The following is a 21,736-nucleotide window of genomic DNA, read 5'->3' as shown; positions in this document are numbered from 1 at the left end:
GCCCGGCCATCTGTCGATGGACTTTGCATCGGTGCGGAATAGTCGGGCTTGCCGCGTCGTTAACCTCTCTTAGCAAGCGTTGACCTGTCATGGCACACAATCCTTCATTCGGTGGCCGGGAGTCGTACACGCGGACTGCCATTGCCTTTCATTGGCTGATCGCATTGCTGATCGTTTGCGGCTTCGCGCTCGGCTGGGTGATGACCGACATCCCGGGCTTTACACCCACCAAACTGCGTTATTTTTCCTGGCATAAATGGATCGGCGTAACGGTGTTCGCGCTGGCTATCCTGCGCATTCTCTGGCGCGCGGCGAATGGCGCTCCCGCGATGCCGCGCCGCATGCCTGCATGGCAGCGCGGCGCCGCGCATCTCGTGCATCTGCTGCTGTATGTGTTGATGATCGCGATTCCCGTCTCCGGCTATCTGTATAGCTCGGCGGCGAACGTGCCGGTCGTCTATCTCGGGCTGATTCCGCTGCCGCGTCTCATCGCGCCGGACCCGCATCTGAAGGAGCTGCTCAAGAGTGTCCATATCGTGCTGAATTACACATTGCTGGTGCTCGTCGGGCTGCACGTCGCGGCGGCGCTCAAGCATCAGTGGCTCGACCGCGACGGCCTGCTGTCGCGCATGCTTCCCTTCCTCAGATAAGGACAACCATGAAGGTTTCGTTTTATCGCTATATGCTCGCGGCATTTGCCGCGGCCTCGCTGACCGCGGCCGGCAGCGCGCTGGCCCAGGTGGATGTCGCGAAGAGTTCGGTCACGGCCACGTCGAAGCAGATGAACGTGCCGGTGGAAGGCAAATTCGGTAAATTCAGTGCGCAGCTCAAGTTCGACCCGGCCAAGCCGGCCGAGGGCAGTGCGCAGCTGAACATCGACGTCGGCAGCTACGATCTCGGCGACGAGAGCTATAACGAGCAGGTCCGCGGCAAGGAATGGTTCGACGCGAAGACCTATCCGAGCGCGACGTTCGTCTCCAGCGCGATTGCGCCGGCCGGCGGCAACCAGTACAAAGTGACAGGCAAGCTGACGATCAAGGGCAAATCGCAGACGGTCGTGGTGCCCGTCACCGTGACGCAGCAAGGCGCGACGCAAACGTTCGACGGTTCGCTGCCGATCAGGCGTTCGCAATTCGACATCGGCACAGGCGAATGGAAGGACACGTCGGTTGTTGCCGATGACGTGGTCATCAAGTTTCATATCGTCGCCGCACATAAATGACTTGCGCTGCGCGTTTCAGTGCAGCCGTTTTTAACTGACTGGGAGCATGAATTGAAGACATCCATGTTGATCGCCGCTGGTGCATTGGCCTCCTGCGTTTCGCTTGGCGCATTTGCCGCCGCGGACACCTATCAGCTCGACCCGAGTCACACCTATCCGAGCTTTGAAGCAGACCACCTCGGCGGTCTGTCGGTGTGGCGCGGCAAGTTTACGAAGAGTTCGGGCACTGTCACGCTCGACCGCGCGGCGAAAACCGGCACGGTTGAAGTGAACGTCGACCCGGCTTCGGTTTCCACCGGCAACGGCAAGCTCGACGACCATCTGAAGGCAGCGGAATTTTTCGACGTGTCCAAGTTCCCCGCCGCGACGTATAAAGGCACCGACATCAAGTTCGACGGCGACAAGCCCTCGGAAGTGGTCGGCAGCCTGACGCTGCACGGCGTGACGAAGCCGCTCAATCTGAAGGTGGAGTCGTTCAAGTGCATGCCGCACCCGATGCTCAAGCGCGAAGTGTGCGGCGTCGAAGCGAGCGGGCATTTCAACCGCGCGGATTACGGCATGGATTTCGGCACGAAGTATGGCTTCAATATGGACACGAAGCTGCACATTCAGGCTGAAGGCATCAAACAGTAAGCGCTGACGGTGCGTGCCTGCGCACGCCGTTGCGATGACTCCGCCGTTGCGGCGCAGCACGAGAGAGCCGCTAGCTTGACTTCTCTTTCGCGGCTCGTTTTGCCTCCTGTTTCGCCTCGTGTTTCACCTCTTTTCGCCGCTTCGTTCGCTTCCGCGACGAAGCGGTTTTTTCATGGAGCAGCCGCAAGCAGCGGCGCGCGGGCCTTATGCGGCGCGGGCGCGGAATTTGCCGCTCGCGTCGGTTTAATTTTTCGGGTACATAGAGCGCTGGCACCGCATTGGTTGTGCGCGCATCCAATACGGCGAGATCGGGCCTGAGTCCGCATCCATAATATTCGCGCAAACTGGAGATCTGCATGAACGCAACGACAGCAGCAAGCCTTGCGGGAAGCCGGCGAAATTCGTGGCGGGCGGTGATCGCCGCGTCGATCGGCAACGCGCTCGAATGGTTCGACCTGGTGGTCTACGGGTTTTTTGCCGTGGTCATCGCGAAGCTGTTCTTTCCGGCCGGCAACGACACCGTCTCGCTGTTGCTTACGCTCGGCACGTTCGGCGTGTCGTTTTTCATGCGACCGCTCGGCGCAATCGTGATTGGCGCGTACGCGGACCGGGCCGGGCGCAAGGCGGCGCTCACGCTGTCCATCCTGCTGATGATGGGCGGCACGCTGATCATCGCGGTTTTGCCGACTTACGGGAGCATTGGCATTGCGGCACCGGTGATTCTCGTCATCGCGCGCTTGATGCAGGGCTTTTCGGCCGGCGGCGAGTTCGGCAGCGCGACCGCTTTTCTCGCAGAGCATGTGCCGGGGCGGCGCGGCTTTTTCGCAAGCTGGCAGGTCGCAAGCCAGGGGCTCACGACGCTGCTTGCCGCGGGCTTCGGCGTTGCACTCACGGGAAATCTAACGCCGGACCAGATGGCGTCATGGGGATGGCGCGTGCCGTTCTTCTTCGGGCTTCTGATCGGACCGGTCGCCTGGTACATCCGGACCAAGCTGGATGAGACGCCCGAGTTTCTCGCCGCGGAAACCACGACTACGCCGCTGCGCGACACGTTCGCGAGCCAGAAACTACGGCTACTGATCGCGATCGGCGCCGTGGTGCTCGGCACGGTATCCACTTACCTCGTGCTGTTCATGCCGACCTTCGGCGTGAAGCAACTGGGGCTTGCGCCTTCAGTCGCGTTCTCGGCGATCGCGTTGACGGGCTTGATTCAGATGGTATTTGCACCGCTGGTCGGGCATCTGTCGGACCGGCATGGGCGTACCACGATCATGCTGATTTCGGCAGTGCTGCTGCTCGTGCTGATCTATCCGGCGTTCGTCTATCTGGTCGCCCACCCCACCTTCGGCACGCTGATCGCGCTGCAAGTCGTGCTCGGATTCCTGATGACGGGCTATTTCGCGGCGCTGCCGGGTTTGCTGTCGGAGATGTTTCCGGTGCAGACGCGTACAACCGGCATGTCGCTTGCCTATAACATCGCGGTGACGGTTTTCGGCGGCTTTGGGCCGTTCATCATTGCGTGGTTGATCGGCTTTACGGGGTCGAAGGCGGCACCGAGTTACTACCTCATTTTCGCCGCGCTTCTGAGCGTCGCAGCGCTGATGGCGGCGCGGCGTAAGCTGGGGTTTCGGTAGATGTCGACGGTTTAGCCGGACGGCGCACGGAGCGAATTTGGCAGTAAAGCACGGCTGACCACGCGGGGGGCTAACAGGCGGGGCTGACAGGTGGGACCGACAGGCGCGGCTGACAGGCGCATAAACGCGAAAGGCCGGTTCGAGACGAACCGGCCTTTTTACATTGCGAGGGCTGACCGCGCGCTAACTCGCGCGTCGCCCGCGCCAGACTTCAAGGCGATCAGACCTGCGCGCCCGCGTTCGGATCGTTCGGATCGACGCGTTCTTTATTGTCCTTGATCAGATCGTTACGTTTCACGCCGAACCACATGGCAAGCGCCGCGGCAACGAATACGGACGAGTAGATACCGAACAGAATACCGACCGTCAGCGCGAGAGCGAAGTAGTGCAGCGTCGGGCCGCCGAACAGGAACATCGACAACACCATCATCTGCGTACAGCCGTGCGTGATGACGGTTCGCGACATCGTGCTCGTGATTGCATGGTTGATGACCTCGATCACCGTCAACTTGCGTTCGCGGCGGAAGGTTTCGCGAATCCGGTCGAAAATAACCACCGACTCGTTCACCGAGTAGCCCAGCACCGCGAGCACGGCGGCCAGCACCGACAGCGAGAACTCCCACTGGAAGAACGCGAAGAAGCCCAGAATGATCACGACGTCGTGCAAGTTTGCGATCACGCCCGCCACCGCGTACTTCCATTCGAAACGGAACGACAGATAAATCACGATGCCGGCCACCACGCAGGCCAGCGCGAGCAGACCGTCGGTGGCGAGCTCCTTGCCGACCTGCGGACCGACGAACTCGACACGTTGCAACTGCACCTGCGGCGTGTCGGTCTTCAGCGCGCTCATGACCTGGTCGCTCTGTTGCGCGGACGTCAAACCTTGCTTGAGCGGTAGCCGGATCAGCACGTCGCGCGAGGTGCCGAAATTCTGCACTTGCGCGTCGGCGTAACCGAGCTTGTTCAGCGTGCCGCGCACCGGATCGAGCGGCACTGCGCCCGGATATTGCACTTCGATCACCGTGCCGCCGGTGAACTCCACCGACAGATGCAGCCCGCGGTGCACGAGAAAGAACACCGCGGCGAGGAACGTCAGCAGCGAAATTGCGTTGAAGATCAACGCACGCTGCATGAACGGAATGTCTTTACGAAAGCGGAAAAATTCCATGTCTTGTTCTCCGGGGCTCAGCGGGATGAACCCGGTTTCTGCGGCGTGTTCGGCGTGCCGGATGCGCTCTGTGCGTTTCTGCGGCGCACGGTCGGCTTGCCTGTGCGCGACTGCGCGGCCGCGGCCGGCGCTTTCGGCTTGGCTGCTGCCGCGGATGCTGCACGCATGGCTTGTGCGGTGTCGGTTGCAGCGTCGTCGTTACCGAGGTAAGCAGCCGAGCCTGCGGGTGCCGTTTCCGGACGCCACACCTGGCCGATTGCCAGCGACTTCAGCTTCTTCTTGCCGCCGTACCAAAGGTTGACGATGCCGCGCGAGAAGAACACTGCCGAGAACATCGACGTGAGAATGCCGATGCAGTGGACGATCGCAAAACCGCGCACCGGGCCCGAACCGAAGGCAAGCAGCGCGATACCGGCGATCAGCGTGGTCACGTTCGAATCGAGAATCGTCGCCCATGCATGCGCGTAGCCGTTCTGAATGGCAAGTTGCGGCGGCGCGCCGTTGCGGAGCTCTTCACGCACGCGTTCGTTGATCAGCACGTTCGCGTCGATCGCCATACCGAGCGCCAGCGCGATAGCGGCGATGCCCGGCAACGTGAGCGTGGCCTGCAACATGGAAAGAACGGCAATCAGCAGCAGCAGGTTCACGGACAGGCCGATCATCGAAATCACGCCGAACAGCATGTAGTACGCGATCATGAAGACGGCGATGGCCGCGAAGCCCCACACCACCGAGTGGAAGCCCTTCCTGATGTTGTCCGCGCCAAGGCTCGGGCCGATCGTGCGTTCCTCGATGATGTCCATCGGTGCGGCGAGCGAACCGGCGCGCAGCAGCAGCGCGAGGTCGGCGGCGCCTTGCGGCGTGGCTTGACCGGTAATCTGGAAGCGGTCGCCCAGTTCCGACTGGATGGTCGCCACCGTCAGCACTTCGCCCTTGCCCTTTTCGAACAGCACCATCGCCATCGGCTTGCCGATGTTGTCGCGCGACACGCTGCGCACGGCCCGGCCGCCCGCCGAGTCGAGGCGAATGTTGACGGACGGACGCTGATGTTCGTCGAAGCCCGCAGACGCGTCGATAATCCGGTCGCCCGTAAAGATGATCTGCTTTTTCAGCAGCACCGGCGTCTGGTTGCCGTGCGTGAACAGTTCGTCGCCCGGCGGCACCGGGTCCGACGGATTCGGGTGCGTGTTGACCGGATCGGCGAGGCGCGCTTCGAGCGTTGCCGTGCGGCCGATGATGTCTTTCGCCTTCGCCGTGTCCTGCACGCCCGGCAGTTCGACCACGATGCGGTCCGCGCCTTGTTGCTGGATCACCGGCTCCGCCACGCCGAGTTCGTTCACGCGGTTGTGCAGCGTGGTGATGTTCTGCTTAAGCGCGGCGTCCTGCACGGCTTTTTGCACAGCCGGCGTGAATGTCCCGACGAGCTGTACCGAGCCGTCCGGGCCGTTCTGCGACGCCCACTGGAGCTCACTGATGCTGCGGCTCAGTTGTTTGACTGCATTGTCCGCCGTGGCCTGGTCGGCGAAATTGATCACCACCGTCTGGTTGACGCGGTTCACACCGCCGTCGCGGATATTGTTGTCGCGCAAGAGCGTGCGGGCGTCAGAAGCGTCGGAGTCGAGCTTCTTGTTCAGCGCGCCCGCCATGTCGACTTGCAGCAGGAAGTGCACACCGCCGCGCAAGTCGAGACCGAGATACATGGGCAGCGCGTGCAAGGCAGTCAGCCAGCGCGGCGACGCACTTTGCAAGTTCAGCGCAACGATGAACTGCGGGTCGGTGGGGTCGCTGTTCAGCGACTTCTGCAACAGGTCCTTCACGCGCAACTGCGTGTCGGTGTCCGGCAGACGCACGCGAATGTTCGCGTTGGCCGACGTGTTGTCGAACGTGACGTCGTCGGCTTTGATCTTATTGGCTGCGAGCGCGGCTTCGACGGCCGACAGCGTGGTCGAGTCGAGCTTGACCGTCGCCTTGCCGCTCGACACCTGCACCGCCGGCGCTTCGCCGAACAGATTGGGCAGCGTGTACAGGAGGCCGATGACGAGAGCCACCAGCATCACGGCATATTTCCAGAGGGGGTAACGATTCATGAGTAGTCCAACGGGAGGTTGGCTTGAAAGCGATGCGCCCGGCGATGAGCGCGGGCGACCCGGCATGGCTTGCCAGAGGATCGCCGGCGAGGCCGCGCCGGACGCGAGAGAGCAGGCCTTACAGCGACTTGATCGTGCCCTTCGGGAGAATCGTCGTGACCGACGCTTTCTGCACGGTGATTTCCGTGCCTTCCGAGATTTCGACGCCGACGTAAGCCTCGCCCACCTTGGTCACCTTGCCGACGATGCCGCCGTTCGTCACCACTTCGTCGCCCTTGGCCATCGCGGCGAGCATGTTGCGATGTTCTTTCTGGCGCTTCATTTGCGGGCGAATCATGATGAAGTACAGCACGCCGAACATCAGGATCAGCGGCAGAAAGCTCATCAGATTCGATTCAATGCCACCAGTTGCTGTGCCTTGAGCGAAGGCATTGGAAATGAACGACACGTTGGTCTCTCCGTTATAGGTCAAATCAATCAAAAAAATCAGCCGGTTATTCTACCACCGGCGTTACGCGCGTCGGCGCGGCGATTCGGCTTTGCGATCAATCGTTTAAAGCCCTTTTCGCCGTCCTCGAAAGTAGATTGTAAGGTTTTCTGTAAGCGTCTGACGGATTCTTCCGCAGAATCCGACAGCGCGCGGCGTTATGGCGCGTCGTCGATGCCGCGCGCGCGGTTCTCGTGAAAGCGCTTACGGAACGGCTCGAACATTTTCGCGTCGATGGCGTCGCGCATTTCCTGCATCAGTTCCAGGTAGTAGTGCAGGTTGTGAATCGTATTCAGTTGCGCGCCGAGAATTTCTCCCACACGATGCAGATGATGCAGGTAGCCGCGAGTGAAATTTCGGCATGTATAGCAGTTGCATTGCTCATCGAGCGGGCGCAGCGAATTCTTATGCGTCGCGTTGCGGATCTTGATGTCGCCAAAGCGCGTAAAGAGCCAGCCGTTGCGCGCGTTGCGGGTCGGCATCACGCAATCGAACATGTCGACGCCTGCCGCGACGCCTGCGACCAGATCTTCCGGCGTGCCGACGCCCATCAGATAGTGCGGCTTGTCGGCTGGCAGTTTCGGGCCGATATGGTTCAGCACGCGCATCATGTCTTCTTTCGGCTCGCCGACCGACAGCCCGCCGATCGCGAGGCCGTGGAAGTCTTTCTCGGCGAGACCCGCGAGCGACTCGTCGCGCAGCTCCTCGAACATGCCGCCCTGGACGATGCCAAACAGCGCGTTAGGATTGCCGAGCCGCTGGAATTCGTCGATCGAGCGCTGTGCCCAGCGCATCGACATGCGCATGGAGTCGGCCGCTTCCTTGTGCGAGGTCGGCACGTTATTGGTCGCGTACGGCGTGCATTCGTCGAACTGCATGACGATGTCCGAGTTCAGCACTTTCTGGATCTGCATCGACACTTCCGGCGACAGGAACAGCTTGTCGCCATTGATCGGCGAAGCGAACGTCACACCGTCTTCGGTGATCTTGCGCAGGTCGCCGAGCGAAAAGACCTGGAAGCCGCCGGAGTCGGTCAGTATCGGCTTTTTCCAGCCCATGAAGCCGTGCAGGCCGCCGTGCGCACCGATTGTTTCGAGCCCCGGCCGTAGCCAGAGATGAAACGTGTTGCCGAGAATGATCCGCGCGTGCATTTCCTCGAGCTCGCGCGGCTGGACGGCTTTCACCGTGCCATAGGTGCCGACCGGCATGAAGATCGGCGTTTCGACGACGCCGTGATTCAGCGTGACGCGGCCGCGGCGCGCCTGGCCGTCCGTGCCGAGTAGTTCGAATTTGAGGCCGCTGGCGGGGCGCTCGAATGTTGCTTGTGGCGATTGATAACCGATGGTCATTGAGGTAAGTCCCAGGCTACCGGAGAACAGTCCGGCGCGAACAATGAAACACCGTCGCAAAGGCTTCGCGGCGGCTTCGAAACTGCAAAGAAACGTCGTTACGGCGTGTACGGCCGTGGGCGTCCCGGCGCTTGAATAGCGCAGCGCCGTAGTCGCTTAACCGTCGCGCCGCGTAAGCAGCATCGCATCGCCGTAGCTGAAAAAGCGATAACGCTGCCCGATTGCGTGACGATACGCGGCGCGAATCGTCTCCACGCCCGCGAAGGCCGACACCAGCATCAGCAGCGTCGATTTCGGCAAATGAAAGTTGGTCACGAGCTGGTCGACCACGCGAAACCTGTAGCCGGGCGTGATGAAAATGTCCGTCTCGGTGCTCGCCGCGCCGAGCGGACGGCCAGCGGCTTCGGCGTCGCGCGCGGCGGCTTCCAGCGCGCGCATCGACGTCGTGCCCACCGCGATTACGCGGTTGCCGCGCGCCTTCGTCTCCGCGATTTTGTCCGCGAGCGATTGCGGCAGGTGATACCACTCGCTGTGCATCTTGTGCTCGGCCAGGTTCTCGACGCGCACCGGCTGGAACGTGCCCGCGCCGACATGCAGCGTCAGCGTGGCGCGCTGCACGCCGGCGGCGTCGAGCCGCGCCAGCAGGGCATCGTCGAAATGAAGGCCCGCCGTGGGCGCCGCGACCGCGCCAGGATTCTGCGCAAAGACGGTCTGATAGCGCGTTTCGTCGGTCGAGTCGGGGTCGTGCTCGATGTACGGCGGCAACGGCAAACGGCCGAATTGCTCGATCAGCGTCAGGCAGTCGTCGGGGAAATGCAGCGTGTAGAACGGCTCCACGCGCTCGCCGACGGTCACGTCGAACGCATCGGCAAGACGGATCGTGGTGCCCGGCTGCGGGCTCTTGCTCGCGCGGATCTGCGCAAGCGCTGTGCGCTCGCCGGTGAGGCGCTCGACCAGAACTTCGACTTTTCCGCCACTGGCCTTCTGGCCGAGGAAGCGCGCCTTCAGGACTTTGGTATCGTTGAAGACCAGCAGATCGCCGGCCGAAATGCATTCGGGCAGTTCGGCGAAGCGGCGGTCGACCAGACGCGCGGCGCCGTCGGCATCGGCCGCGTTATCCACCTGGAGCAGGCGACTGGCGCTGCGCTCGGGCAGCGCGACTTGCGCGATCAGCTCGGGCGGCAGATCGAAATCGAAATCGGAAAGCTTGAACATGCGAACGACTGGAAGCGAATGGAGACTGAATTGAGCCGCAGGCCGGGCCGGGCGGCTATGATTGCGGGGCGCCGCGGCGTGCTGCGAGCCGGCGCTCGCGCAGCCAGCGCATAGCGGCGCACCCTTCGATACTTTTGACAGCCGATATTGTACTTGCGAAGCAGCCCATGCCTTTGTCCGACCGCCGATTGCCCTCCGCTACCGATGAAGTGAGCGCCGAACCGGCCGCCTCCGTCGCGCGAGGCGGCGCGGCGGCGGATGCGCGCGGGCCTGACGACAGCGCGCCGGCGCAGCGCAAGCGGGCGGCGCGCGGCGGGGCAGCGGGCGAGCAGCCGCCGGGCAAGGCGCCGGAGCAAAAACCCGAGCAAACGTCGGGGCAAACGCTCCCGCAAAGGCTGGAGCAAACATCGTCGCAAACGCCCGAGACCACCGCCGTCAAAGCGCCTGCGACCGCATCGGCCAAATCAGCCGCCAAACCCACAGCCAAACCCGCCGACAAGCTCGCGAAGCTGGGCCTCACCCGCGACATCGACCTCGTGCTGCACCTGCCGATGCGCTACGAGGACGAAACCTCGCTCACGCCTATCGGCCACCTGCTGCCAGGCGGCGTCGCGCAGACGGAAGGCGTCGTGTTCGACAACGAGATCGCCTATCGTCCGCGCCGCCAGTTGCTCGTCAAACTGCGCGACGACGCTGGCGACGAACTCGTGCTGCGCTTTCTGAACTTCTACGGTTCGCAGGTCAAGCAGATGGCAATCGGTGCGCGGCTGCGCGTGCGCGGCGACGTGCGCGGCGGCTTCTTCGGGATGGAGATGGTGCATCCGGCGGTGCGCGTCGTCGACGAAGACACGCCGCTGCCGCAAGCGCTCACGCCGGTGTATCCGAGCACCGCTGGCGTCACGCAGGCGTATTTGCGCAAGTCGATCGACAACGCGCTGTCGCGCACGTCGTTGCCGGAACTGTTGCCCGAAGCGGTCGCCCGCGAATGGTTGCAGCCGCTCGGCGTACCCTCGCTGATGGACGCGGTGCGCACGCTGCATCATCCGGGCGCGCAGTCTGATGAAACGGCGTTGATCGACGGCACGCATCCAGCATGGGTGCGCATCAAGTTCGAAGAACTGCTCGCGCAGCAGATGTCGCTCAAGCGCGCGCACGAGGAGCGCCGCACGCGCGCCGCGCCGCCCATGCCGCGCCGCACGCTGGGCGACGAATTTGCGTTGGTCGCGCGTTTGCTCAAAGCGTTGCCGTTTTCGCTGACCAAGGCGCAGGAACGCGTCGGCGGCGAAATCGCACTCGATCTGACGCAGCCGCATCCGATGCAGCGGCTCCTGCAGGGCGACGTCGGCAGCGGCAAGACGATTGTCGCCGCACTGGCCGCCGCGCAGGCCATCGACGCCGGTTATCAGGCCGCGCTGATGGCGCCAACCGAAATCCTCGCCGAGCAGCACGCGCGCAAACTGCGTGGCTGGCTGGAGCCGCTTGGGGTGAACGTCGCGTGGCTCGCGGGCAGTCTGAAGGCCAAGGAAAAGCGCGCCGCGATCGAAGCCGCGGCGCTCGGCACCGCGCAACTCGTAATCGGCACACATGCGATCATTCAGGACGCCGTGGAGTTCGCGCGCCTCGGGCTCGTGATCGTCGACGAACAGCATCGCTTCGGCGTCGCACAGCGGCTCGCGCTGCGTGCAAAAGCGAAAAACGCCGCCGACGGCGCGCGCGATTTCCAGCCGCATCAACTGATGATGTCCGCAACGCCGATTCCGCGCACGCTCGCCATGACCTACTACGCGGACCTCGACGTATCGACCATCGACGAATTGCCGCCCGGACGCACGCCGATCCTGACCAAGCTCGTGTCCGACGCGCGCCGTGAAGAAGTGATCGGCCGGGTGCGCGAGGCCGCGCTGACCGGGCGTCAGGTCTACTGGGTCTGTCCGCTGATCGAAGAAAGCGAGACGCTGCAATTGCAGACCGCAGTCGAGACCTACGAAACGCTCGTCGCAGCTTTGCCTGAACTGAAAGTCGGACTCGTGCACGGCCGACTCGCGCCGGCTGAAAAAGCGGCGGTCATGGACGCCTTTACCCGCAACGAAGTGCAACTGCTGGTCGCGACGACGGTGATCGAAGTGGGCGTCGACGTGCCCAATGCGTCGCTGATGGTGATCGAGCACGCCGAGCGCTTCGGACTCGCGCAGCTGCACCAGTTGCGTGGACGCGTGGGGCGCGGCAGCGCGGCGTCGGTATGCGTGCTGCTCTACACGGGACCGTTGTCGATGACGGCGCGCGCGCGCTTGCAGACCATGCGCGAAACGACGGACGGGTTCGAAATCGCGCGCCGCGACCTCGAAATTCGCGGTCCCGGCGAGTTTCTCGGCGCGCGGCAATCTGGCGCGGCGATGCTCCGGTTTGCCGACCTGCAAAACGATCAATGGCTGATCGAGCCCGCACGCGAAGCGGCTGCGGCCCTGCTCGAAAAGTATCCGGAGGTCGTCACGCAGCATCTCGCGCGCTGGCTGGGCGCACGCGAACACTATCTGAAGGCGTGAGCGGACGCGCGGGCGCCTGCGTCCGTCGGGTGGTGTGCCGCCTGGCGCGTTTTGCGGATATCAAAGGGGGAACGAGGTTGGCGAACCGACCCTATGGGTGTATAACTAGAACCTATCGAATCCACCGCACTGATTGGTCCCCCAATGACGCTCACCGAATTGAAGTACATCGTCGCCGTTGCCCGCGAGCGGCACTTCGGCCGGGCCGCCGAAGCGTGTTTCGTTAGCCAGCCGACGTTGTCGGTGGCCATCAAGAAGCTCGAGGACGAGCTCAACGTGCAGATTTTCGAGCGCGGCACGAGCGAAGTGAGTGTCACGCCGATCGGCGAGCAGATCGTCACACAAGCTCAGCGTGTGCTTGAACAGACGCTCGCCATCAAGGAAATCGCCAAGCAGGGCAAGGACCCGCTCGTCGGACCGCTGCGTCTCGGCGTGATTTACACGATCGGACCGTATCTGCTGCCTACGCTCGTCAAGCAGATGATCAAGCGCGTCCCGCAAATGCCGTTGATGCTGCAGGAAAATTACACGCTGAAACTGATCGAACTGCTCAAGCAGGGCGAGATCGACGTCGCAATCATGGCGCTGCCGTTCCCCGAAACCGGCCTGATGCTGCGCCCGCTATACGACGAGCCTTTCGTCGTAGCGCTGCCGTCGGGTCACGCGTGGGAAAACCGTCAGAAGATCGACCCCGACGATCTGAAGCAGGAAACCATGCTGCTGCTGGGCAGTGGCCACTGTTTCCGCGATCACGTGCTGGGTGTCTGCCCGGAACTGATGCGCTTCTCGCAGAACGCCGATGGCATCCAGAAGACATTCGAAGGATCGTCGCTGGAAACGATCCGCCATATGGTCGCAAGCGGCGTCGGCATTACGGTGCTGCCGCGTATGTCGGTGCACGAGGTGAAGCCGCACGCAGGCGGCATCGACTCAGGGCTGCTGTCGTATGTGCCATTCGACGAGCCGGTGCCTGATCGCCGCGTCGTGCTCGCGTGGCGCAAGAGCTTTACGCGGATGCCCGCTATCGATGCGATTTGCGACGCAATCAACGCCTGCGATCTGCCCGGCGTCAAGAAGTTGGAACTGCCGGTCGCGGTCAACTGAACGACGGCGGGGCCGGCGCTGGCGGCTTTGGGCCGTAGCCGGCGCGCGAAGTGCTCCCGATGGCGAAAGAGCGGCTATCAGATAGATAAAATTTATAAAACACGAGTATCCGATAGTCTTGATATAGTGTCCTCCATAGATCGCCCGATCACCCGCACCTGGAGGACATCATGACGCAATCGAACTTGCAGCAAACTCAGACGCTCGCCGCTGAACCGGCCGACGCTAACGCCGGTTTTGCGGCGGCCATGCTCGGCCTGCGCACGGTCGCGGTTTCTTTGCTTGTCGATCGGGCCTTGTCGGCCTGACTGTTCGTCTAAGCCTTCGGCATCGCCTTGCCGCGCTTCTCCCACAATCCGTTGAACGAAAACCATCCAGGAGTTCCGCATGTCCGAACGTAAGCTCACCAATGCCGCCGGCGCGCCCGTCGCAGATAACCAGAATTCGATGACAGCCGGCGTGCGCGGCCCGGTAGTCCTGCAAGACGTGTGGCTGCTCGAAAAGCTCGCTCACTTCGACCGCGAGGTGATTCCCGAGCGCCGCGTTCATGCTAAGGGCTCGGGCGCCTTCGGCACGCTCAAGGTGACGCACGACATCTCGCGCTATACGAAGGCGAAAGTATTTGCCGAAGTGGGCAAGGAAGCGCCGCTCTTCATGCGGTTTTCGACGGTGGCGGGCGAGCGCGGCGCGGCCGACGCGGAACGCGACGTGCGAGGCTTTTCGATCAAGTTTTACACCGAAGAAGGCAACTGGGATGTGGTTGGCAACAACACTCCGGTGTTCTTTATCCGCGATCCGCTGAAGTTTCCGGACTTCATCCACACGCAAAAGCGCGACCCGTACACGAACTTGCGCAACAACATTGCAGCGTGGGATTTCTGGACACGTCATCCCGAGTCGATGCATCAGGTCACGATCCTGATGAGCGATCGCGGCATTCCGAAGAACTACCGTCAGATGCACGGTTTCGGTTCGCACACGTACTCGTTTATCAACGCGAACAACGAGCGCTTCTGGGTGAAGTTCCACTTCAAGTCGCAGCAAGGCATTGAAAACTTCACCGATGCCGAGGCGTCGCAAGTCGTCGCGCAAGACCGCGAAAGCGCGCAGCGCGATCTGGTGGGCAACATCGACGCGGGCAACTTCCCCAAATGGCGCTTTGCGATTCAGGTGATGCCGGAGGCGCAAGCTGCGGCGTATCGCTTCAATCCGTTCGACATCACGAAGGTGTGGTCGCAGAAAGACTACCCGCTGATCGACGTCGGCACGATCGAACTGAACCGCAACGCCGCCAACTATTTCGCGGACGTTGAGCAGGCAGCGTTCACGCCGGCCAACGTGGTGCCGGGCATCGGCTTCTCGCCCGACCGGTTGTTGCAGGGTCGTCTTTTCTCTTACGGCGACACGCAGCGCTATCGCCTCGGCATCAATCACCATCAGATTCCGGTGAATGCGTCGCGTGTGCCGAACCCGCATTCGTTCCATCGCGACGGAGCAATGCGCACGGATGGCAACCTGGGCGGCAACGTGAACTACGAGCCGAACCGCTTTGGCGACTTCGCGCCGGACGCTAACGCGTCGGAGCCGCCGCTTGCAGCGGGTGCGGTGGATCGTTACGACCATCGCGCGGATGACGATTACTACACGCAGCCGGGCATGCTGTTTGCGCTCTTCGACGCGGCGCAGCGCGAACGTCTGTTCGGCAACATCGCGCGGCACATCAACGGTGTGCCGCAGGAGATCGTCGCGCGCGCGGTCGAGCATTTCCGCCGCATCGATCCGGCCTATGCCGATGGCGTGATCGCCGCGATGGCCGAACTCACGGAAGGCCGCAAGAAGTAACGGGCAGGCACAGGCGGGGCGCGCCGGCGCCCCGCGAATATCGATAGAAACCGGGCGAACCGAGGAGCACGCTTATGATCGAGATGATGAAGGCCACTGCCGGCAGATCGTCGGCCGCTCATCGCGCGCAACGGCAATATGCGTTGAGAATGCGCAGAGCCTTGGGCTTCGCGATCGTGACGAGCGGGCTCGCGGTGATCGCGGCGCAAGCGCTGCAACACGCGTTTGGCGGGTAGAGGGCGCGAGACGATACCAGAGGGCGCATGCATGGGTGTCGGTCTCGGCTTGCGGCAGGGAGCCACTGCTGAGACAGGCGCAGGGCATCGCAAGGCGCGCGCGCAGCGTAGTGACCGTGGGCCACACGAGTCAAGCGCCTTTCTAAGATAAACTGTCGAGCGCTCATTCTGCCGGGTTCGCCGTCAGCAGGCCTATGGCACGCACTTACTTCGCCACCGGTTCGTATCACTCTTCAAAGGAGTCATCATGGCCAAAAAAGAAGCTGTACAGCACGTCAATATCGGGATCAGCGACAAGGATCGCAAGAAGATCGCGGAAGGTCTGTCGCGTCTGCTCGCGGACACCTACACGCTGTACCTGAAGACCCACAACTTTCACTGGAACGTGACGGGTCCGATGTTCAACACGCTGCACCTGATGTTCGAAACGCAATACAACGAACTGGCGCTCGCCGTCGATTCGATCGCTGAACGGATTCGCGCGCTCGGCGTGCATGCGCCAGGCAGCTACAAGGACTTCGCGAAGCTGTCGTCGATTCCGGAAGCGGACGGCGTGCCGGCTGCCGAGGAAATGATCCGCCAGCTGGTGGAAGGTCAGGAAGCGGTGGTGCGTACCGCGCGCGCGATTTTCCCGTCGACGGAAGCCGCGAACGACGAGCCGACCGCCGACCTGCTGACGCAGCGCATGCAGACGCACGAAAAGACCGCGTGGATGCTGCGCTCCATGCTGGCCTGATTCGGCGAAGTTGCCGGCTCATTGCCGGTTCGGTCCGCTCGGTTTTGTTCCGGTCTGGTTCACCGGAGCCGCAATTGACAGGAACAACCGACACAGCCACGTAGATCTGCATATGCCAAAGCCTCCCCTCGCGGGAGGCTTTTTTTGCGGCGGGCTTTCGAAACCGCTGTCGCGGCATGAGCCTTTGACGTGCGAGCCGCACCGGCGCTGCCCGCCGGCGGCATCCCGTAAAATAGCGGCACCGTTTTCGCATTTCACCTGCCTTCACCGAGTTCGCCATGTTCGCCCGACTTCCGCTCTATCTGCGCCTCGTGCGTATGGACAAGCCTATCGGCAGTCTGCTGCTGCTTTGGCCGACGCTCAACGCGCTGTGGATCGCGTCCGACGGACATCCGTCCTGGCCGCTGCTCGTGATTTTCACGGTGGGCACCGTGCTGATGCGCTCCGCGGGCTGTGCGATCAACGACTACGCCGACCGCGATTTCGACCGCTATGTGAAGCGCACCGAGAATCGGCCGATCACGTCGGGCAAGGTGACGGCGTGGGAAGCCGTGGCGCTCGCGGCCGGTTTGTCGCTGCTGGCTTTTCTGCTGATTCTGCCGCTCAATACGTTGACGAAGGAGTTGTCGGTGGCCGCGCTGTTCGTCGCCGGCTCGTATCCGTTCACCAAGCGTTTCTTCGCCATTCCGCAGGCGTATCTGGGTATCGCATTCGGCTTCGGTATTCCGATGGCGTTCGCGGCCGTGCAGAACCAGGTGCCGACGCTCGCCTGGGTCATGCTGCTCGCCAACGTATTCTGGTCGGTTGCTTACGACACCGAATATGCAATGGTCGATCGCGACGACGACATCAAGATCGGCATTCGCACTTCGGCGCTGACGTTCGGCCGCTTCGACGTGGCCGCGATCATGCTCTGCTATGCGGTGACGCTTGGAATCTACGTCGGCATCGGCGTGATGCTCGGTTTCGGCGCGCTGTACTGGTTGGGGTGGATCGGTGCGGCGGGCTGTGCGGTCTATCACTACACGCTGATTCGCAACCGTGAGCGGATGGCGTGCTTCGCGGCGTTCCGGCATAACAACTGGCTGGGCGGCGCGTTGTTCGTCGGTATTGCCGCGCATTATGCGGTGGCTTCGTTTTGAGTCTTTAGCAAGGCGTTATGCGCGTGCCCCTGTTATCTCTTCTTTTTTTGCTCGTCAACCGTCGCCGGCATATTCGCCGGTTCCGTGCCACAGCCGTTGAGGCCGCGAGCGCGCCGGACGCACCTTCGTCTGCCGTAAGCGCGGATCGGGTTGAATAAAGGCCGCGCGCACCTACGGCGTCTGCCGCTTTAGCAGGTGATAGGCGATAAGCGGTACGCAGCAGCGTTAGGCTGCAAGCAGTACGCGGTACCCGGCGATGCCCGCCGTTACTGCTTGCCGAACTCGTCGCCCATTTCTTTCGCGCGTGCATCGGCGGCGAGCGCGCCTCGCACGATCGCTTCCTTGATGCCGCTAGCGTCGAACGACGCGAGCGCCGCGGCCGTCGTGCCGCCCTTCGATGTCACGCGTTCGCGCAATACGCTCGGCGGCTCGTCCGAATTCGCCGCCAGTTGCGCGGCTCCGGTGAAGGTCGCGACGGCGAGCGCGCGGCCTTGCGCTTCGTCCATGCCGAGTTGGCGCGCGGCTTCCTGCAACGCTTCGATGAAGTAAAACACGTAGGCCGGGCCGCTTCCCGAAATCGCGGTGACGGCGTCGATTTTGGCTTCGTCGTCGAACCATACGGTTTGGCCCACTGCGTTTAATACCTGCGATGCAAGCGCGCGGCCCGCTTCATCGACGCTGGCGGTCGCGGTCAATCCGGCGACGCCCATGCCGATCAACGCCGGCGTATTCGGCATGACGCGCACGATCCGCGTGTGGCCGTTGAGCCAGCGCGCCATGTCGTCCATGCGAATGCCTGCGACGATGCTGATTGCCAGTTGCGACGCCTTCAGATGCGGCGCCAGCGACTCGGCGACGGTCTTTAGTATCTGCGGCTTTACTGCGAGCACGACGGCGTCATATGCGGCGAGTGCGGCATCGGCGGCGGCGCCGGTCTTGATGCCGAACTGATCTTCGTTGCGCTTGCGCGCGTCTTCGTTGGGATCGATCGCGTACAGATCGGCGGGCGCCACTCCACGCTTGATAAGACCGCCGATCAACGCCGCAGCCATGTTGCCGCCGCCGATAAAAGCAATTTTCATGATGTTCCGGAAAGTTTGATTGAGCGCTTGCAACCGCGCTTGTCACTGCATTTGCGATCGCACTTGATACCGCGTCCGATACCGCGCTTGCAACCGCGTCTGCAACCGCGTCTGAAACCGCTAGTTCGAGTAATCGCGCGCGCCGAAGATCGCGGTGCCCACGCGCACGATGGTCGCGCCTTCGAGCACCGCGGCCTCCAGATCGCTCGACATGCCCATCGAGAGCGTGTCGAGATGAAGGCCTTCGTCGAGCAGACGCTCGAACAGTTCGCGCAACCGGCGATGCGGCACGCGCTGTTCGTCGATGCTGCCGGCCGGCTCGGGAATCGCCATCAGGCCGCGCAATGTGAGCTTGGGCAGCGCGGCGATTTCTCTCGCGACTTCACGAGCTTCCGCGACGCTGACGCCGCTTTTCGAAGCCTCGCCGCTGATGTTGACCTGCAAGCAAACATTCAGCGGCGGCAGATCGTCGGGCCGTTGTTCGGAAAGCCGCTGCGCGATCTTCAGGCGATCGACCGAGTGCACCCAGTCGAAGTTTTCGGCGACCGGCCGCGTCTTGTTCGACTGCAACGGGCCGATGAAATGCCATTCCAGCGTGCCGCGTAAATCGGCGAGCGCTTCGATTTTCGTGAGCGCTTCCTGCACGTAGTTTTCGCCGAATGCGCGTTGACCGGCGGCATGCGCGGCACGCACGTCTTCGGCGGGAAAGGTCTTCGAGACCGCGAGCAGGGCGATGGAACGCGCGTCGCGCCCGGCCACGTGCGCGGCCATTGCGATGCGCTGCTGCACTGCTTCGAGGTTATGAATCAGATCGGGCATGAACGAACGGAACCGGACGGAAGGCGATGCCCCGATTATACGGACAGCATGTGCTCGACCAGTTCGATCCAGTGCGCGACCGGTGTCGACGTGCCGCTCTGCAAATGCGAAATGCAGCCGACGTTCGCCGACACGATCACTTGCGGCTCCTGCGCATGAAGCCGCTCGAGCTTCTGATCGCGCAGCGCATACGAGAGCCTCGGCTGCGTGAGCGAGTAGGTGCCGGCGGAGCCGCAGCACAGGTGATTGTCGGCGGGCAGACGCACGTCCAGGCCGAGCTTTGTCAACAGATGCTCGACCTTGCCGCGCACCTGCTGTCCGTGCTGCAACGTGCAGGGCGGATGAAAAGCAACCGTGTGAATCGCACGGCGGCGCGTGACGGACAGAAGTTGTTCCTCGAACTCCGGCAAAATCTCCGCGATGTCGCGTGTCAATTCGACGATGCGGCGCGCTTTCTCCGCATAGGCCGGATCGTGGCGCAACAGGTGCGCGTATTCCTTCACAGTCGCGCCGCAGCCCGACGCGTTCATCACGATCGCCTCGACACCCTGTTCGACATACGGCCACCACGCGTCGATGTTGGCGCGCATGTCGTCGAGCGCTTCGTCGTTGTAGCCGAGATGCAGACGAACCGCGCCGCAGCAGCCGGCGTCCGGCGCGACCAGCGTTTCGATGCCGAGCGCATCGAGCACGCGCGCGGTGGCGACGTTGACGTTGGGCATCATCGACGGTTGCACGCAGCCCGCGAGCATCAGCATCTTGCGCGTGTGGTTCGCGGTCGGCCATTCGAGCGGACGCTGCCGCGCCGGCACCTTGTCGCGCAGTTTGCGCGGCAGCAGCGCACGGAAATGCTGGCCGACCCGCATGGTCGGCGTGAAGAGCGCGCTGTTCGGCACGAAGCTCGCGAGGAACCTGCGCGTGAGGCGCTGGCCGAGCGGGCGCTTTACTTTTTCTTCGGTGATCTTGCGGCCGATTTCGACCAGCTTGCCGTACTGCACGCCCGACGGGCAGGTCGTTTCGCAATTGCGGCAAGTGAGGCACCGGTCGAGGTGAACCTGCGTGCTGCGCGTGACTTCCGCGCCTTCCACCATCTGCTTGATTAGATAGATGCGGCCGCGCGGGCCGTCGAGTTCATCGCCGAGCAGTTGATAGGTCGGGCAGGTGGCCGTGCAGAAGCCGCAGTGCACGCAATTGCGCAGAATGGCGTCGGCTTCGTCGCCATCGGGCGTATTGCGAATGAAGTCCGCGAGATTGGTTTGCATCGCGCGCTCAAAAGTCGGGGTAGAGACGGCCGCGATTGAAGATGCGGGCCGGGTCGAAAGCGGTTTTCAGGCCGCGATGGATTTTCATCAGCGGCGCCGGCAGCGGTGTGAACACGCCCGCGCCACGGTCGTAGCCGAGACCCGTGCGGAAGATCGTCGCGTGGCCGCCGGCTTGCTTCGCGCTGATGCGCACCGTTTGCGCGTCGGTGTCCGTGATCCACCAGCGCTGCGCGCCGCCCCATTCCATCAATTGTGCGCCGGGCAGTTGCAGCGGCTCGGTGATGGACGGCAGCGCGAGCCGCCATAGCGCGGCTTTCGGCGGAATCGCGGCGAAGAACGAGTCGGTCTGTTCGCGCAGGCCCGCCCAGAAGCGTTCGGCCTCGACGGCATCGACAACCTCGCCGCCCAGCGACGAACGCGCCGACTTGACCGCGCTCTCCGCGCCCGCGAGACGCACGGCGAGCGTACCGTGCCGCCACGCGCTCGCGGTGATCGGCAGCGGCCGGCCGCCCCATTCGTTGAGCTTGCGGACCGCGTCGGTGCCGTTCATGTCGAACTTGAGCGTGGTCTCGGCCTGCGGCTGCGGCAGAACCTTGACCGAGAGTTCGAGGATCAGCCCGAGCGTGCCGAGCGAACCCGCCATCAAACGGGAGACGTCATAACCGGCGACGTTTTTCACCACCTGGCCGCCAAAATGCAGTGTCTGCCCCTGGCCGTTCATGATGACCGCGCCGAGCACGAAGTCGCGCGCCGCACCGGCCGACGGACGGCGCGGGCCGGCGATGCCTGCGGCCACGCAGCCGCCGAAAGTGGCTTGCGGCCCAAAGTGCGGCGGCTCGAAGGCGAGCATCTGATTGTGTTCGGCGAGCGCGGCTTCGATTTCGAGCAGCGGCGTGCCGGCGCGCGCGGTGATCACCAGCTCGGCCGGGTCATACGCGATGATGCCGCGATAAGCACGCGTGTCGAGGATCTCGCCTTCCAGCGTTTGGCCGTACCAGTCTTTCGTGCCGCCGCCGCGGATGCGCAACGCGCGTCCCGCGGCGCTGGCGGAACGCACGCGTTCCGACCATACGGCGACGATGTCGTCCTCTTCCATGATGCCCTGCTTCGTTGTGTTTCGATCGATTGTACCGGGCGGGGGCTCGCTGGCAACCCGGAGCGGACCCGCATCG

20 protein-coding genes are annotated in these 21,736 nt (G+C 63.0%); 11 read left to right on the top strand and 9 right to left on the bottom strand.

Annotation, left to right across the window (positions count from 1 at the left end):
• The first annotated feature begins 89 nt into the window (after positions 1-89).
• The 4 genes from F759_RS0108315 to F759_RS0108300 all read left to right on the top strand — a co-directional run bounded on the left by F759_RS0108315 (position 90) and on the right by F759_RS0108300 (position 3,489).
• Positions 90-650, top strand: coding sequence for a cytochrome b (locus F759_RS0108315; RefSeq protein WP_027799440.1), 561 nt, complete (start codon positions 90-92; stop codon positions 648-650).
• Positions 651-658: 8 nt separating this feature from the next.
• Positions 659-1,222 (top strand): YceI family protein, encoded by a 564-nt coding sequence (locus F759_RS0108310; protein WP_027799439.1) that lies wholly within the window; start codon positions 659-661, stop codon positions 1,220-1,222.
• A 63-nt stretch (positions 1,223-1,285) separates the two neighbouring features.
• Positions 1,286-1,855 carry a YceI family protein gene (locus F759_RS0108305; RefSeq protein WP_027799438.1) on the top strand — a complete coding sequence of 190 codons (570 nt, stop codon included), beginning with the start codon at positions 1,286-1,288 and terminating at the stop codon, positions 1,853-1,855.
• Between the two features lie 356 nt (positions 1,856-2,211).
• Positions 2,212-3,489: an MFS transporter gene (locus tag F759_RS0108300; protein ID WP_027799437.1), complete on the top strand. Its 1,278-nt coding sequence runs from the start codon at positions 2,212-2,214 to the stop codon at positions 3,487-3,489.
• A 220-nt stretch (positions 3,490-3,709) separates the two neighbouring features.
• Here the strand turns inward: F759_RS0108300 and secF are convergent, their stop codons facing one another.
• From secF to queA, 5 genes are all read right to left on the bottom strand, one after another.
• On the bottom strand, positions 3,710-4,660 hold the full coding sequence (gene secF / locus F759_RS0108295) for a protein translocase subunit SecF (RefSeq protein WP_027799436.1): 951 nt from the start codon (positions 4,658-4,660) through the stop codon (positions 3,710-3,712).
• A 17-nt stretch (positions 4,661-4,677) separates the two neighbouring features.
• Positions 4,678-6,747 (bottom strand): protein translocase subunit SecD, encoded by a 2,070-nt coding sequence (secD, locus tag F759_RS0108290; protein ID WP_027799435.1) that lies wholly within the window; start codon positions 6,745-6,747, stop codon positions 4,678-4,680.
• Positions 6,748-6,865: 118 nt separating this feature from the next.
• Positions 6,866-7,195 carry a preprotein translocase subunit YajC gene (gene yajC, locus F759_RS0108285; RefSeq protein ID WP_007179286.1) on the bottom strand — a complete coding sequence of 110 codons (330 nt, stop codon included), beginning with the start codon at positions 7,193-7,195 and terminating at the stop codon, positions 6,866-6,868.
• Between the two features lie 197 nt (positions 7,196-7,392).
• Positions 7,393-8,583, bottom strand: a complete 1,191-nt coding sequence (gene tgt, locus F759_RS0108280) for a tRNA guanosine(34) transglycosylase Tgt (protein ID WP_027799434.1) — start codon at positions 8,581-8,583, stop codon at positions 7,393-7,395.
• Positions 8,584-8,739: 156 nt separating this feature from the next.
• Complete coding sequence (queA, locus tag F759_RS0108275; protein WP_027799433.1) at positions 8,740-9,798, bottom strand: tRNA preQ1(34) S-adenosylmethionine ribosyltransferase-isomerase QueA; 1,059 nt, start codon at positions 9,796-9,798, stop codon at positions 8,740-8,742.
• Between the two features lie 167 nt (positions 9,799-9,965).
• Between queA and recG the strand changes: the two genes are divergently transcribed.
• From recG to ubiA, 7 genes are all read left to right on the top strand, one after another.
• Positions 9,966-12,341 (top strand): ATP-dependent DNA helicase RecG, encoded by a 2,376-nt coding sequence (gene recG / locus F759_RS0108270; protein ID WP_027799432.1) that lies wholly within the window; start codon positions 9,966-9,968, stop codon positions 12,339-12,341.
• A gap of 144 nt (positions 12,342-12,485) precedes the next feature.
• The gene (locus F759_RS0108265; RefSeq protein ID WP_027799431.1) at positions 12,486-13,445 is read left to right on the top strand and encodes a hydrogen peroxide-inducible genes activator; all 960 of its coding nucleotides are present in this window, start codon (positions 12,486-12,488) and stop codon (positions 13,443-13,445) included.
• Between the two features lie 170 nt (positions 13,446-13,615).
• A complete protein-coding gene (locus F759_RS43250) occupies positions 13,616-13,753 on the top strand; it encodes a hypothetical protein (RefSeq protein ID WP_167334013.1) in 138 nt (45 codons plus the stop codon).
• A 79-nt stretch (positions 13,754-13,832) separates the two neighbouring features.
• Positions 13,833-15,287: a catalase gene (locus F759_RS0108255; protein WP_027799430.1), complete on the top strand. Its 1,455-nt coding sequence runs from the start codon at positions 13,833-13,835 to the stop codon at positions 15,285-15,287.
• 74 nt (positions 15,288-15,361) lie between these two features.
• Positions 15,362-15,523 carry a hypothetical protein gene (locus F759_RS43245; protein ID WP_167334012.1) on the top strand — a complete coding sequence of 54 codons (162 nt, stop codon included), beginning with the start codon at positions 15,362-15,364 and terminating at the stop codon, positions 15,521-15,523.
• A 247-nt stretch (positions 15,524-15,770) separates the two neighbouring features.
• On the top strand, positions 15,771-16,259 hold the full coding sequence (locus F759_RS0108245; RefSeq protein WP_006047907.1) for a Dps family protein: 489 nt from the start codon (positions 15,771-15,773) through the stop codon (positions 16,257-16,259).
• 278 nt (positions 16,260-16,537) lie between these two features.
• The gene (ubiA, locus tag F759_RS0108240) at positions 16,538-17,401 is read left to right on the top strand and encodes a 4-hydroxybenzoate octaprenyltransferase (protein ID WP_027799429.1); all 864 of its coding nucleotides are present in this window, start codon (positions 16,538-16,540) and stop codon (positions 17,399-17,401) included.
• A gap of 266 nt (positions 17,402-17,667) precedes the next feature.
• Here ubiA and proC read toward each other — a convergent pair whose 3' ends face one another.
• The 4 genes from proC to glcE form a co-directional block, all read right to left on the bottom strand.
• Entirely contained in the window at positions 17,668-18,483 is an 816-nt protein-coding gene (proC, locus tag F759_RS0108235; protein ID WP_027799428.1) for a pyrroline-5-carboxylate reductase, read from the bottom strand.
• Positions 18,484-18,603: 120 nt separating this feature from the next.
• The gene (locus F759_RS0108230; RefSeq protein ID WP_027799427.1) at positions 18,604-19,302 is read right to left on the bottom strand and encodes a YggS family pyridoxal phosphate-dependent enzyme; all 699 of its coding nucleotides are present in this window, start codon (positions 19,300-19,302) and stop codon (positions 18,604-18,606) included.
• Between the two features lie 35 nt (positions 19,303-19,337).
• Positions 19,338-20,564, bottom strand: coding sequence for a glycolate oxidase subunit GlcF (gene glcF, locus F759_RS0108225; protein WP_027799426.1), 1,227 nt, complete (start codon positions 20,562-20,564; stop codon positions 19,338-19,340).
• Positions 20,565-20,571: 7 nt separating this feature from the next.
• Complete coding sequence (glcE, locus tag F759_RS0108220; RefSeq protein ID WP_027799425.1) at positions 20,572-21,660, bottom strand: glycolate oxidase subunit GlcE; 1,089 nt, start codon at positions 21,658-21,660, stop codon at positions 20,572-20,574.
• Positions 21,661-21,736: the final 76 nt, after the last annotated feature.

It is taken from the genome of Paraburkholderia dilworthii (genome assembly GCF_000472525.1).
GTDB lineage: Bacteria > Pseudomonadota > Gammaproteobacteria > Burkholderiales > Burkholderiaceae > Paraburkholderia > Paraburkholderia dilworthii.
This window is presented reverse-complemented; position numbering and strand designations above follow the sequence as displayed.

What these genes read in the sequence shown, in the direction of transcription:
- secD (WP_027799435.1), bottom strand. Translation starts at nt 6,747, where the DNA reads ATGAATCGTTACCCCCTCTGGAAATATGCCGTGATGCTGGTGGCTCTC.
- F759_RS0108255 (WP_027799430.1), top strand. Translation starts at nt 13,833, where the DNA reads ATGTCCGAACGTAAGCTCACCAATGCCGCCGGCGCGCCCGTCGCAGAT.
- tgt (WP_027799434.1), bottom strand. Translation starts at nt 8,583, where the DNA reads ATGACCATCGGTTATCAATCGCCACAAGCAACATTCGAGCGCCCCGCC.
- F759_RS43245 (WP_167334012.1), top strand. Translation starts at nt 15,362, where the DNA reads ATGATCGAGATGATGAAGGCCACTGCCGGCAGATCGTCGGCCGCTCAT.
- proC (WP_027799428.1), bottom strand. Translation starts at nt 18,483, where the DNA reads ATGAAAATTGCTTTTATCGGCGGCGGCAACATGGCTGCGGCGTTGATC.
- F759_RS0108310 (WP_027799439.1), top strand. Translation starts at nt 659, where the DNA reads ATGAAGGTTTCGTTTTATCGCTATATGCTCGCGGCATTTGCCGCGGCC.
- F759_RS0108300 (WP_027799437.1), top strand. Translation starts at nt 2,212, where the DNA reads ATGAACGCAACGACAGCAGCAAGCCTTGCGGGAAGCCGGCGAAATTCG.
- secF (WP_027799436.1), bottom strand. Translation starts at nt 4,660, where the DNA reads ATGGAATTTTTCCGCTTTCGTAAAGACATTCCGTTCATGCAGCGTGCG.
- ubiA (WP_027799429.1), top strand. Translation starts at nt 16,538, where the DNA reads ATGTTCGCCCGACTTCCGCTCTATCTGCGCCTCGTGCGTATGGACAAG.
- queA (WP_027799433.1), bottom strand. Translation starts at nt 9,798, where the DNA reads ATGTTCAAGCTTTCCGATTTCGATTTCGATCTGCCGCCCGAGCTGATC.
- F759_RS43250 (WP_167334013.1), top strand. Translation starts at nt 13,616, where the DNA reads ATGACGCAATCGAACTTGCAGCAAACTCAGACGCTCGCCGCTGAACCG.
- F759_RS0108315 (WP_027799440.1), top strand. Translation starts at nt 90, where the DNA reads ATGGCACACAATCCTTCATTCGGTGGCCGGGAGTCGTACACGCGGACT.
- glcF (WP_027799426.1), bottom strand. Translation starts at nt 20,564, where the DNA reads ATGCAAACCAATCTCGCGGACTTCATTCGCAATACGCCCGATGGCGAC.
- glcE (WP_027799425.1), bottom strand. Translation starts at nt 21,660, where the DNA reads ATGGAAGAGGACGACATCGTCGCCGTATGGTCGGAACGCGTGCGTTCC.
- F759_RS0108265 (WP_027799431.1), top strand. Translation starts at nt 12,486, where the DNA reads ATGACGCTCACCGAATTGAAGTACATCGTCGCCGTTGCCCGCGAGCGG.
- F759_RS0108230 (WP_027799427.1), bottom strand. Translation starts at nt 19,302, where the DNA reads ATGCCCGATCTGATTCATAACCTCGAAGCAGTGCAGCAGCGCATCGCA.
- F759_RS0108245 (WP_006047907.1), top strand. Translation starts at nt 15,771, where the DNA reads ATGGCCAAAAAAGAAGCTGTACAGCACGTCAATATCGGGATCAGCGAC.
- recG (WP_027799432.1), top strand. Translation starts at nt 9,966, where the DNA reads ATGCCTTTGTCCGACCGCCGATTGCCCTCCGCTACCGATGAAGTGAGC.
- F759_RS0108305 (WP_027799438.1), top strand. Translation starts at nt 1,286, where the DNA reads ATGTTGATCGCCGCTGGTGCATTGGCCTCCTGCGTTTCGCTTGGCGCA.